This window comes from Pseudomonas sp. GW823-FHT04A03 (genome assembly GCF_058796615.1).
In genome coordinates, this window is record NZ_JBXAIV010000003.1 from 302,227 (window position 1) to 314,694 (window position 12,468).

A 12,468-nucleotide genomic window follows, 5' to 3' on the forward strand; every position below is an offset into this window, starting at 1 on the left:
ACCTATGCTGAAAGTAGTACCCAAGGGTATTCGTTCAGAGGTCAACGCCATGAACACCAGAACAAGAAGATACCTCGCGATTTTCATCACCTGCGCGGCCACGCTGGCGCTGTACGGCACCGCGGCATGGCGCGTGGAGCAGTTGCGGCAACTGCCCCGTGAATACGCGAGCTGCAACTTCGAGCGCTGCATTCCTCACAACGCCACCCTCAACGCCCTGCGCTGATACGGGGCTCAGGCGTCGTCGTTCTGTTCGGCCTTCAAGCGGTCGCGGAACGCCTTTGGCGAGATCCCCACCCGGCGCCGGAACAGGCGCGTGAAGTTGGTCGGATCGGAAAACCCCAACACCTCGGACATCTCGTAAATGGTCATGCTCGTATAAGTCAGCAGACGCTTGGCTTCCAGCAACTGACGCTCGTGCATGATCTGCAACGCCGGCTGCCCCGCCAGTTCACGGCAGGTGCCGTTAAGGTGCGAGACGGAAATCCCCAGACGATGAGCCAGGTCTTCGACCTTGACGTGCTGGCGGTAGGTTTCTTCCACCAGTTGAATGAACCCGTTGAGGTATTCGCGCTGACGCTGCGGGCGTTGCGTGGCGTTGTGGCGGTGGATCGCCTGACGGCTGACCCAGACCATGATCACACTGACCAGCGAATGCATGAGCATTTCCCGCGCCGGTTGATGGCCGTTGTACTCGGCCTGCAATGCGGCAAACAGACTGTTGAGGTACTCCGCATCCTTGCCCGCCGGATAGCTTTCGGCCTGGGCCAGGGCCTGCACCGCGCTGCCCAGTTGCGCCTGCAAATGGTTGATCAACGGTGTGGCGAGGGTGACGACAAATCCTTCGACGTCCTCGGAAAAACGGAATCCATGCACCGATAACGGCGGCAGGATCTGGATCGCGGCTTCGTTCAGTTGCGTGCGTTGGCCTTCGATTTCAAGCTCTGCCTGACCTTTGAATACGAAGAGCAACTGGCACAAATCGGCGTGGCGGTGGGGTTTGATTTCCCATTGGTGTTCGCGGCTGCGTTTGGAAATGGTTTCACAGTGCAGCAAGTCAGGGGTCGGCCAGTCCAGGCTTTCACCGTAGAGCTTGAACACCGGAATCGAAGGCAGGTCAGGCTTGTTCATCACTTCAATCCAGGCCTCGAGGTTTGCGGGCGATAATCGCACCGATTGGCAGAATGTACAGGTATCGGCTCAGTTTTCACCTTCAATTGACAGACCCGCAAGGGAAAAATGCAAGCACTCGAATCCTGAAAATCATTCACCGGCGTTTGTCGCGTGAAGCTTGCGAGTCATAAAAACAATGAAAACGCTGAAAACCCAAGTCGCCATCATTGGCGCCGGTCCGTCCGGATTATTGCTCGGCCAGCTGCTGCACAACGCCGGCATCGACACCCTGATTCTGGAGCGCCAGACACCTGACTATGTGCTCGGCCGAATCCGCGCCGGTGTGCTTGAACAAGGCATGGTAGAGCTGTTGCGCGAGGCTGGCGTGGGTCAGCGGATGGACGCCGAAGGTCTGGTGCACGGTGGTTTCGAACTGGCCCTCGACGGGCGCCGGATCCACATCGACCTGCAAGCCCTGACCGGTGGAAAAACCGTGATGGTCTATGGCCAGACCGAGGTCACCCGCGACCTGATGGCCGCTCGTCGGGAGACCGGCGGACAGACAATCTATGAAGCCAGCCATGTCGTTCCCTGTGGCATGAAAAGCGACGAAGCCTATGTCACCTTCGAAAAGGACGGCGAAACTTGGCGCGTCGATTGCGACTACATCGCCGGTTGCGACGGTTTCCACGGCGTGGCCCGGCAGTCGATTCCCGAGGACTGCCTGAAAGTCTTCGAACGGGTCTATCCGTTTGGCTGGCTGGGGATTCTCGCCGACACGCCGCCGATTCACGATGAACTGGTCTACGCCCGCCACGAGCGCGGCTTCGCCCTGTGCAGCATGCGGTCGGCGACCCGCACCCGCTATTACCTGCAAGTGGCGGCCGAGGAAAACGTCGATGACTGGTCGGATCAGCGTTTCTGGGATGAGCTGCGCAATCGTCTACCGGAGGATCTGGCGCAGAAACTCGTGACCGGTCCGTCGATTGAAAAGAGCATCGCGCCGCTGCGCAGTTTTGTGGTCGAGCCGATGCAATACGGGCGGATGTTTCTGGTTGGGGATGCTGCGCACATCGTTCCGCCGACCGGTGCCAAGGGTTTGAATCTGGCGGCCAGCGATGTCAGCACGCTGTTCAGGATTTTGCTGAAGGTTTACCGCGAAGGTCGCACCGAGTTGCTGGAAAAATACTCGGAGATCTGCCTGCGCCGGGTGTGGAAAGCCGAGCGGTTTTCCTGGTGGATGACTTCGATGTTGCACCGCTTCGATGAGCATGATGATTTCAGCCAGCGGATCTGTGCTTCGGAACTGGACTACTTTGTCAGCTCGGAGGCCGGTCAAAAAACCATTGCAGAAAATTACGTCGGGCTTCCTTATGAGGCTATCGAATAGCTTCCTACCGACTTACACTGGCGAGCACTCACCCGCTCGCCCTGGCACTGCGGGTCAATCACTGCCCGCAGGTTCGCCCGTGACCAATCTCAACCATCCCGAAACGCCCAAACCGGCCATTCGCAGCGTGCTGGTCGCGCTGATGATGGCGATCTTTCTCGGTGCGCTGGACCAGACCATCGTCGCCGTTTCCATGCCGGCCATCTCCGCACAATTCAAGGACGTCAGCCTGCTGGCCTGGGTGATTTCCGGCTACATGGTGGCGATGACCGTGGCGGTGCCGATCTACGGCAAGCTCGGCGATCTGTACGGGCGGCGCAAACTGATGCTGTTCGGCATGGGCCTGTTTACCCTTGCCTCGCTGTTCTGCGGCATGGCTCAGAGCATGGAGCAACTGGTGCTGGCGCGAATTTTCCAGGGCATCGGTGCCGGCGGGATGATTTCGGTGAGTCAGGCGATCATCGGCGACATCGTGCCCCCTCGCGAACGCGGGCGCTATCAGGGTTATTTCAGCAGCATGTACGCGGTGGCCAGTGTGGCCGGCCCGGTGCTCGGCGGTTACATGACCGAGTACCTGTCATGGCGCTGGGTGTTCCTGATCAACCTGCCGTTGGGTCTCGGCGCGTACTGGGTGGCGCGACGCAACCTGATCGGCCTGCCGATTCCCCAGCGCAAACCAGTCATCGATTATCTCGGCACGCTGCTGATGATCATCGGCCTGACCGCGCTGTTGCTGGCGATCACTCAGGTCGGCCAGGGCCATGCATGGCGCAGCAGCGAAGTGCTCGGGCTGTTCGCTTGCGCGGTGGCGGTGTTGGCGGTGTTCGTCTGGCATGAACGACGCGCCCGGGAGCCGTTGCTGCCGATGCACCTGTTCACCAACCGCAGTGCGCTGCTGTGCTGGTGCACGATTTTCTTTTGCAGCTTCCAGGCGATTTCCCTGATCGTGCTGATGCCGCTGCGCTTTCAGAGCGTCACCGGCGCCGGGGCCGACAGCGCGGCATTGCACTTGCTGCCGCTGGCGATGGGTTTGCCGATCGGCGCGTATTTCGCCGGACGTCGCACCTCGATCACCGGGCGCTATAAACCGCAGATTTTGACCGGCGCGCTGCTGATGCCGATCTCGATCCTCGGCATGGCCTTCAGCCCGCCCGATGCGACGCTGCTCAGCAGCCTGTTCATGTTGCTCAGCGGTATCGCCGGCGGCATGCAGTTCCCGACATCGCTGGTCGGCACGCAGAATTCGGTCGAGCAAAAGGACATCGGTGTCGCCACCAGCACCACCAACCTGTTCCGCTCCCTGGGTGGCGCAGTGGGCGTGGCGTTAATGTCGGCGCTGTTGCTGGCATTGTTGCAGGATTCCAGTTTCGCCCACCTGGCCGGCAGCTCGCTGATGAGCGAAGGGCATTCCGGCAACGTGCTGCTCGACGGTCTGAACGCGGCGCCCGGCGATGCGCAGAACGCCTTGCGTGCCGAGTTGCTGGTGACGTTCCGGCATTTGCTGATGGTCAGCGCGGCGGTGTCGCTGCTCGGGCTGGCGGCGGCAATCGCGATGCCGAACCGGTTGCTGCGGGGCCGTGAGCACGGCGCCCGCTGATTGATGACGATGTCTCCCACGCGCGGCGTGGGAGCTTTCAGCATTCAAGCACTGTAATAACCGACCGCCACCAGCATATTCCCGACCTTTTTCAGGTAGGCATGCTTGTCCTCGACCTTGCCGGTCACCGGGTTTTTCCAGCGGTACTCGTACTCGCCCTCATCCTGTTTGCCGATCAGCGCCAGAATCGGTTCGCCCACCGGTTTGCCTTCCGGGTCGTCAACCTTGGCGAAATCGGTGTTGATCAGCCGCAGGTTGGTGCCGTGAGCAACGTAGCGCCGGTTGTCGAGATTGACCACGAACACATACAGGTCGTCCTGCAGGTAACCGCCCTTGAGCGAGTTGATCGCGGACAGCGTGCCCTTCTCATCTTTGGTCAGGTCGGTGGCCGCTTTGTCGAGCAACGCTTTCGCCTGCTCCGCCGACGCGCGCGGCAGGTAATAACCCACCGCCAGAATCCGCTGACCGATGCGTTGATAGTAAACGTGCTTGCGCTCGACCTTGCCGTCGGACCAGTTCTGCCAGCGGTATTCGGCCTGCTGGATGCCGTTGCCTTCCGGCACTTTCAAGGCGTCCTTGAACGACTTCTGCAAGTCCGGCCCGAGGACTTCGCTCACGTCACGCCCGATCAATGCCGACGATGGCCCACCGCTGGCAAGCATCACGCCCTTGGTGTCGACCACGAACACGTAACGGTCCTTGTCGACGAATTCGCCCTGGCGGCTGAACGCCGCGAACGCCTTGTCGCCGTTGTCGTGGTAATAGGCCAGCGCCTTTTCCAGCAAGGCGATGGCGGCCTTGCTGTCGTCTTTTTCCGTGGTGGCCGCGTTGGCCTGACCGAAACTCAACAGCAGCACCGCGCCGAGCCAGGCCAGCTTGTGCACAAACCCCATGACGCATCCCTCGTTCTTGTTGGTGTTTCAAGAGCGTAGACGGCCTGAAGGCATGTATGGATATTCAGAAAGCTTCTGAATGTTGCTGTGGCGAGGGCGTTCGCGCCCGCGCCACACAAGAGGCTTACGGACGGGCGTTGAGTTGCTGTTGCAGGTTCTGGATCTGCGCTTGCAGGGTGTTGATGTTGCGGGTCATCTGCCCACGGAACGCATCGAACTCGGCGGTGTTGGTGCCGCCCTGCGCAGCGGCCGGACGGTTGTCCTGCTCACTCTTGAGGATGACGATTTCCTGCTCCAGACGATCGATTGCAGGGTTCGATCCACCTTGTTTCTTCAGGGCCGTGATGTCGGCACCGAGGCTCTTGAACTGCGCATCGAAACCCTTCACCTGTGCATCCAAGCTCTTGAGCTGAGCATCGAGCTTGCTGGTGTCGGCCGGCGTGCTTTTCAGCGTGGCCAGCTCGGCGCTCAGGGCTTTGACCTGAGCCTGCAACTGGGTGTTGGCGTTCTGTTGTTCAGTGGTCTGGGCGGTCATCTGCGCCAGGCGTTTGTCCAGATCTGTCGCCTGACCGGCCACGCCCTGTTGCTGTTTGCTCTGATCCTGAAGCGCGCTTTGCAGCTGTTTGATCTGCAGCTTCAAGGCTTCGCTGTCGGTGGTGACGTTGGTCTGGCTGGCCACGACCTTGCCGGAAATGTCCTGCAGACGCCCCGCCGCTTCCTCACTGATGCGCGCGAAACTTTCCTGGGTCGCCACCAGTTGTTGCTCCATCAGCGAAATCTGCTGGAAGCTCCACCAGGCCAGACCAATGAATGCGAAGAACAATGCGCCGACCAGTGCCCACAACGGCCCGGTGCTGGCGGCCTTGACCTTGACCACCGGCGGCGTGCGCGAATGCACGGAGGTGCGGGCGGTGGTGGCCGGAAAATCGTCGTCATCGAGGGTATCGGCGCGCAGGCTCGGTACATCGTCGAAATCGTCGTGGGCATCGTTACGCATGGACATTGAGGCAACCTTTGTGAAACGCGGTGATGGCAGATTGGGGCGAAGTATAAACCCCGCGGCCGCTGAGGTTGACCCTCAGGCCGTGGCGCGGTTCATTGCCGGTCGGCAGATTCGTATCAACGAATGTCCTGAGCCTTCCACCAGCCACAGAACTCATCGAGGGCCGTCCACAGACTGACTTTCGGATCGTAGTCCAGATAATGCCGGGCACGGCTGATGTCGAGGGTGAAATTTTTGTTCATCACCTGCATGCCCAGGCGCGACAGGGTCGGCTCGGGACGCCCGGGCCAGAGCTTGCACACACCTTCGTTGAGCGCCGCGACGCTGTAGGCCAGACCATAGGAACGGTACTTGGTGACCTGTGGGACTTCCATCTTGCGCATCACGTAATTGACCACATCCCACAGCGGCACCGGAGTGCCGTTGCTGATGTTGTAGGCCTTGCCCAGCGCGGAAGCATCGGCCAGCAGACTGCTGAGCAACGCTTCGTTGAGGTTGTGCACGCTGGTGAAATCGACCTTGTTCAGACCGTTGCCGATGATTGCCAGACGGCCCTTGCGCTGCATGTTCAACAAGCGCGGGAAGATGCTCATGTCGCCGGCGCCGGTGACGAAACGCGGGCGCAGGGCGAGGGTTTCGAGGCCGAATTCCTGGGCGCCGAAGACCTTTTGTTCGGCCAGGTATTTGGTCGCGGCGTAGTGATGCTTGAAGCGCTTGGGCACTTGTTCTTCGGTCAGGCCGAGATGATCGCGACCGTCAAAGTAGATCGAGGGCGACGACAGATGCACCAGCCGCCGAACCCGTTGCTTCAGGCAGGCCTCGACCACGTTTTCGGTGACCTGCACATTGCCCTGATGGAAGTCCTGATAGCGGCCCCACAAGCCGACCGCGCCGGCGCAATGCACCACCGCTTCGACATCGCTGCACAGCGCACGCACCAGATCCGGATCGCTCAAATCGCCTTGAACGAACTCGGCACCGCGACGCACCAGATGCTCGACACCCTCGGCCCGGCGACCGTTGACCCGCACGTCCAGGCCCTGCTCCAGGGCGAAACGCGCAAAGCGTCCGCCAATGAAGCCGCTTGCGCCGGTGACCAGAATTTTCATGTAGAGCTCCGCTGTCTTTCGTTTTGCCTGATTCGTGAGTCTTGACGCTGGCCGTCAGTCCAACGGCACCAGCCATTGCGCCGACGAGCGCACCAATTGCTCGGTCAACAGCCCGAGCAACTGACCGCCATTGCGCCAATGATGCCAGTACAAGGGCACGTCGATCGGTTTATCTGGCAACAGTTCGCGCAGTACGCCGCGCTCCAGTTGCTCGCGCACCTGTAATTCCGGCACCAGTCCCCAGCCGAGCCCGGCTTCGGTCAGGCGGATGAAGCCTTCGGATGACGGGCACAGATGATGTTCGAAACCGCCATCGACACCGAGGGACGCGAGGTATCGATGCTGGAGAAAATCGTCCGGGCCAAACACCAACGCCGGGGTGCGCGGTAACTGTTCAGCCCGCACGCCCTCGGGAAAATGCCGCTCGATGAACGCCGGACTGGCCAGCGCCCGATAGCGCATCGCCCCGAGCAACGCGCTGCGCGCGCCCGCCACCGGACGCTCGCTGGCGCACAGGCAACCGGCCACTTCACCGGCGCGCATGCGTTTGAGGCCGACGGTCTGGTCTTCGACGATCAGATCGAGCAATAGATGTTGTTCGGCGCAGAAGTCGCCCACCGCCTCGGCCCACCAAGTGGCGAGGCTGTCGGCATTCAGGGCGATACGCAGGCGCTCCGGCAGGCCTTCTTCGTCCAGGGCCGGCACCAGCGTCTGCAAATCCCGTTCAAGCAGGCGCACCTGCTGCACATGGTTGAGCAGGCGCCGGCCGATCTCGGTCGGCGACGGCGGCGTGCCGCGCACCAAAACCGGCTGGCCGACCCGCGCCTCCAGCAGTTTGATCCGCTGGGAAATCGCCGATTGCGAAAGGCCCAGCACCTGCGCCGCCCGTTCGAATCCGGCCTGCTCGACCACGGCGGCCAGAGCGGAAAGCAATTTGTAGTCGAACATCAGTTTTCCTAATGAGCGATCAGCACTATTGGTTTTTCTTATACAGCGTCAACCGGGAGAATAGCCAGCAAGCACTCTCTATCAAGGACCACCCCCATGGCTGGCGAAACCTCATTGACCACCCTGCTGCGCAGCATGAGCCCGCAGCTCAATGCCGGCGAATACGTCTTCTGCACCCTGCGCGACGGCCAGTTGCCGAGCGGTCTGGAGGTCGTAGGCAGTTTCCGTGAGCAGGAAGGTCTGACGGTGATTCTCGAACGTTCCCACGCCGAGCGCGCCGGTTTGAGTTTCGATTACGTCGCAGCCTGGATCACCTTGAACGTGCATTCGGCGCTGGAAGCCGTCGGCCTGACCGCCGCATTCGCTACCGCACTGGGCAAGGCAGGTATCAGCTGTAACGTGATTGCCGGCTACTACCACGATCATTTGTTCGTCGGTCAGGCCGACGCCGAACGCGCCATGCAAGTGCTGCGCGATCTCGCAGCCAACGCGGAGTAATCGTCATGTGGCAAAGCTATACCAACGGTTTGCTGGTGGCGTTCGGGCTGATCATGGCGATCGGCACGCAGAATGCCTTTGTCCTGGCGCAGAGCCTGCGGCGTGAACATCACCTGCCGGTCGCGGCGCTGTGCGTCGCCTGCGATGCGTTGCTGGTGGCGGCAGGTGTTTTCGGTCTGGCCACGGTGCTGGCGCAAAACCCGACCTTGCTGGCGGTCGCACGCTGGGGCGGCGCGATCTTCCTGATCTGGTACGGCAGCCAAGCGCTGCGCAGGGCGTTTTCGAAACAGAGCCTGCAACAGGGTGAAAACCAGACCGTGCGTTCGTTGCGGGCGGTGATGCTCAGTGCACTGGCTGTGACGTTGCTCAACCCGCACGTCTATCTCGACACCGTTTTGCTGATCGGCTCCCTCGGTGCGCAACAGTCGGTGCCCGGCGCTTATGTCGTTGGCGCGGCGAGTGCTTCGCTGCTGTGGTTCTTCACCCTGGCGTTCGGCGCCGCATGGCTCGCACCATGGCTGGCGCGGCCGAGTACCTGGCGGATTCTCGATCTGTTGGTGGCAGTGATGATGTTCACGGTGGCAGGGCAATTGATATTGGCTTCATGATTTATTCCAAACAGCTCTGGAACCTCTATCCCACACAGTTGTTGCGTGGTTAAGCCGCACCCCCGGTGCTATGATCCGAACCCTGCGCCGCAAAGAGTAAAAACTCGCCGGTGCATTTCTGGCCGCCCGTGATCGGCCTTGCGCTCACCGCAACAGACCTGATTAGGAGAATCATCATGGCTTTCGAATTGCCGCCGCTGCCTTACGCACACGATGCCCTGCAGCCGCACATTTCCAAGGAAACCCTGGAATTCCACCACGACAAGCACCACAACACCTATGTCGTGAACCTGAACAACCTGGTGCCAGGCACCGAGTTCGAAGGCAAGACCCTGGAAGAAATCGTCAAGACTTCCTCGGGCGGCATCTTCAACAACGCCGCTCAGGTCTGGAACCACACCTTCTACTGGAACTGCCTGGCGCCAAACGCCGGCGGTCAACCAACCGGCGCACTGGCTGAAGCCATCAACGCGGCTTTCGGTTCGTTCGACAAGTTCAAGGAAGAGTTCAGCAAAACCTCGATCGGCACCTTCGGTTCCGGCTGGGGCTGGCTGGTGAAAAAGGCTGACGGTTCCCTGGCTCTGGCCAGCACCATCGGCGCCGGCAACCCGCTGACCAGCGGCGACACCCCGCTGCTGACCTGCGACGTGTGGGAACACGCTTACTACATCGACTACCGTAACCTGCGTCCTAAGTACGTCGAGGCGTTCTGGAACCTGGTCAACTGGAAGTTCGTGGCCGAGCAGTTCGAAGGCAAGACCTTCACCGCTTAAGCTGCACGCCAGACAAAAAACCCGGCATTGCCGGGTTTTTTTATGCCCGCAGAAATCATCGTGGGTGCGTTGCATCACAAACAGGGCCTTTTCCCACACGCAAAGCAGCCCTTCTCGCCTTGCTCCCAAGCCACGGCGGACTAACATCAAAAGAGGAAAAATTGTCAGACTCCCCTCAAGTTGGAGAGCGAAACTACCGACACAGTACAACCAGGGCAAATACTCCAGACAGCAGCATTTCGGCCAAGGCCACGGACAAATTTTCCGCGGCTCGATTGTCCCTTTGACTGCCAACACGGGATTGCCAATACTCATGGCAACTTGACGCTACCCGCACGGAACAAGGAATAACCCTTTGAAGCTGGAACTCAAGAACAGCTTGTCGGTGAAGTTGCTCCGGGTCGTGCTCCTGTCGGCATTGATCGTCGGCGTGGTCTTGAGCTGCGCGCAGATCGTTTTCGATGCCTATAAAACACGCCAGGCCGTCGCCGGCGATGCCGAACGCATCCTCGACATGTTCCGCGATCCCTCAACCCAGGCGGTCTACAGCCTGGACCGGGAGATGGGCATGCAGGTGATCGAAGGCCTGTTCCAGGACGACGCCGTGCGCCAGGCCTCCATCGGCCATCCCAACGAAGCGATGCTCGCGCAGAAATCCCGTGAGCTGCAGCATTCCAACAGTCGCTGGCTGACCGACCTGATCCTCGGCCAGGAACGCACGTTCACCACCCAACTGGTGGGACGCGGCCCCTACAGCGAATATTACGGTGACCTGAGCATCACCCTCGACACGGCCACCTACGGTCAGGGATTCATCGTCAGCTCGGTGATCATCTTTATTTCCGGCGTGTTGCGCGCCCTGGCCATGGGCCTGGTGCTGTACCTGGTCTATCACTGGCTGCTGACCAAACCGCTGTCGCGGATCATCGAACACCTCACCGAGATCAATCCGGACCGCCCCAGCGAACACAAGATTCCGCAGCTCAAGGGTCACGAAAAAAACGAACTCGGTATCTGGATCAACACCGCCAACCAGTTGCTCGAATCCATCGAACGCAATACCCACCTGCGCCACGAAGCGGAAAACAGCCTGTTGCGCATGGCCCAGTACGACTTCCTCACCGGCCTGCCGAACCGCCAGCAATTGCAGCAGCAACTGGACAAGATTCTGGTGGATGCCGGCAAACTGCAGCGTCGGGTTGCGGTGTTGTGTGTCGGACTGGATGACTTCAAAGGCATCAACGAACAATTCAGCTACCAGACCGGCGACCAGTTGCTGCTGGCCCTGGCTGACCGCCTGCGCGCCCACAGCGGTCGCCTCGGCGCCCTCGCCCGTCTCGGCGGCGACCAGTTCGCGCTGGTGCAGGCCGATATCGAACAGCCTTACGAAGCGGCGGAACTGGCGCAAAGCATTCTCGATGACCTGGAAGCGCCGTTCGCCCTCGATCATCAGGAAATCCGTCTGCGCGCGACCATCGGCATCACCCTCTTCCCGGAGGATGGCGACAGCACCGAGAAGCTGTTGCAGAAAGCCGAACAGACCATGACCCTGGCCAAGACCCGCTCGCGCAACCGTTATCAGTTTTATATCGCCAGCGTCGACAGCGAAATGCGCCGCCGTCGCGAATTGGAAAAAGACCTGCGCGATGCCTTGCTGCGCGATCAGTTCTACCTCGTCTATCAGCCACAGATCAGCTACCGCGATCATCGCGTGGTCGGGGTCGAAGCCCTGATCCGCTGGCAGCATCCGGAACACGGTCTGGTGCCACCGGACCTGTTCATCCCGCTGGCCGAGCAGAACGGCACCATCATCGCCATCGGCGAGTGGGTGCTGGATCAGGCCTGCAAGCAACTGCGCGACTGGCACGACCAGGGCTTCGTCGACCTGCGCATGGCGGTCAACCTGTCCACCGTGCAACTGCACCACGCCGAGCTGCCACGGGTGGTCAACAACCTGTTGCAGATGTACCGCCTGCCGCCGCGCAGTCTGGAGCTGGAAGTCACCGAAACCGGCCTGATGGAAGACATCAGCACCGCCGCCCAGCACCTGCTGAGCCTGCGCCGCTCCGGTGCGCTGATCGCCATCGACGATTTCGGCACCGGCTATTCGTCGCTGAGCTATCTCAAGAGTCTGCCGCTGGACAAGATCAAGATCGACAAGAGCTTCGTTCAGGACCTGCTGGACGACGACGATGACGCGACCATCGTTCGTGCCATCATTCAACTGGGCAAGAGCCTGGGCATGCAGGTGATCGCCGAGGGCGTGGAAACCGCCGAACAGGAAACCTACATCATCTCCGAAGGCTGCCACGAAGGTCAGGGCTACCACTACAGCAAGCCGCTGCCGGCGCGCGAGTTGAGCGCTTATCTCAAGCAGGCCCAGCGCAGTAACGCGGCCATCCTCTGAAACCTGCCTGCGAAGCCAGGCAAACCCCTTGATCCGTCGGGCGTGGTCTACGCTGTTGATCCAGCGCAAACCCTGCGCAAATAGGAAATATTTCCAGCTACAACCCTTTACACATAATGCGAAAGATTT

The 12,468-nt window shown here is 60.5% G+C and carries 12 protein-coding genes; 7 read left to right on the top strand and 5 right to left on the bottom strand.

Annotated elements, in window-relative coordinates; translation table 11 throughout:
* The first annotated feature begins 49 nt into the window (after window positions 1-49).
* Window positions 50-226: a hypothetical protein gene (locus AC1Q9F_RS11210; protein ID WP_007953274.1), complete on the top strand. Its 177-nt coding sequence runs from the start codon at window positions 50-52 to the stop codon at window positions 224-226.
* A gap of 8 nt (window positions 227-234) precedes the next feature.
* On the opposite strand, the gene AC1Q9F_RS11215 is transcribed toward AC1Q9F_RS11210, so the two are convergent.
* Window positions 235-1,131: a helix-turn-helix domain-containing protein gene (locus tag AC1Q9F_RS11215; protein WP_007953272.1), complete on the bottom strand. Its 897-nt coding sequence runs from the start codon at window positions 1,129-1,131 to the stop codon at window positions 235-237.
* A 178-nt stretch (window positions 1,132-1,309) separates the two neighbouring features.
* Between AC1Q9F_RS11215 and pobA the strand changes: the two genes are divergently transcribed.
* Window positions 1,310-2,503, top strand: coding sequence for a 4-hydroxybenzoate 3-monooxygenase (pobA, locus tag AC1Q9F_RS11220; protein WP_492619912.1), 1,194 nt, complete (start codon window positions 1,310-1,312; stop codon window positions 2,501-2,503).
* 79 nt (window positions 2,504-2,582) lie between these two features.
* The gene (locus AC1Q9F_RS11225; RefSeq protein ID WP_103387419.1) at window positions 2,583-4,100 is read left to right on the top strand and encodes an MDR family MFS transporter; all 1,518 of its coding nucleotides are present in this window, start codon (window positions 2,583-2,585) and stop codon (window positions 4,098-4,100) included.
* Between the two features lie 44 nt (window positions 4,101-4,144).
* Here AC1Q9F_RS11225 and AC1Q9F_RS11230 read toward each other — a convergent pair whose 3' ends face one another.
* The 4 genes from AC1Q9F_RS11230 to AC1Q9F_RS11245 all read right to left on the bottom strand — a co-directional run bounded on the left by AC1Q9F_RS11230 (window position 4,145) and on the right by AC1Q9F_RS11245 (window position 8,053).
* Complete coding sequence (locus AC1Q9F_RS11230; RefSeq protein WP_085606706.1) at window positions 4,145-4,993, bottom strand: cache domain-containing protein; 849 nt, start codon at window positions 4,991-4,993, stop codon at window positions 4,145-4,147.
* Window positions 4,994-5,117: 124 nt separating this feature from the next.
* Entirely contained in the window at window positions 5,118-5,996 is an 879-nt protein-coding gene (locus AC1Q9F_RS11235; RefSeq protein WP_492619911.1) for an ATPase, read from the bottom strand.
* Between the two features lie 116 nt (window positions 5,997-6,112).
* Window positions 6,113-7,105: an NAD-dependent epimerase/dehydratase family protein gene (locus AC1Q9F_RS11240; RefSeq protein ID WP_492619910.1), complete on the bottom strand. Its 993-nt coding sequence runs from the start codon at window positions 7,103-7,105 to the stop codon at window positions 6,113-6,115.
* Between the two features lie 54 nt (window positions 7,106-7,159).
* Window positions 7,160-8,053 carry a LysR family transcriptional regulator ArgP gene (locus tag AC1Q9F_RS11245; RefSeq protein ID WP_492619909.1) on the bottom strand — a complete coding sequence of 298 codons (894 nt, stop codon included), beginning with the start codon at window positions 8,051-8,053 and terminating at the stop codon, window positions 7,160-7,162.
* A gap of 96 nt (window positions 8,054-8,149) precedes the next feature.
* On the opposite strand from AC1Q9F_RS11245, the gene AC1Q9F_RS11250 reads away from it, so the two are divergent.
* From AC1Q9F_RS11250 to AC1Q9F_RS11265, 4 genes are all read left to right on the top strand, one after another.
* A complete protein-coding gene (locus AC1Q9F_RS11250) occupies window positions 8,150-8,551 on the top strand; it encodes an ACT domain-containing protein (RefSeq protein ID WP_492619908.1) in 402 nt (133 codons plus the stop codon).
* 5 nt (window positions 8,552-8,556) lie between these two features.
* The gene (locus AC1Q9F_RS11255) at window positions 8,557-9,159 is read left to right on the top strand and encodes a LysE/ArgO family amino acid transporter (protein ID WP_085606714.1); all 603 of its coding nucleotides are present in this window, start codon (window positions 8,557-8,559) and stop codon (window positions 9,157-9,159) included.
* A 176-nt stretch (window positions 9,160-9,335) separates the two neighbouring features.
* Entirely contained in the window at window positions 9,336-9,932 is a 597-nt protein-coding gene (locus AC1Q9F_RS11260) for a superoxide dismutase (protein WP_003227660.1), read from the top strand.
* A gap of 355 nt (window positions 9,933-10,287) precedes the next feature.
* Window positions 10,288-12,339 carry a putative bifunctional diguanylate cyclase/phosphodiesterase gene (locus AC1Q9F_RS11265; protein WP_492619907.1) on the top strand — a complete coding sequence of 684 codons (2,052 nt, stop codon included), beginning with the start codon at window positions 10,288-10,290 and terminating at the stop codon, window positions 12,337-12,339.
* Window positions 12,340-12,468: the final 129 nt, after the last annotated feature.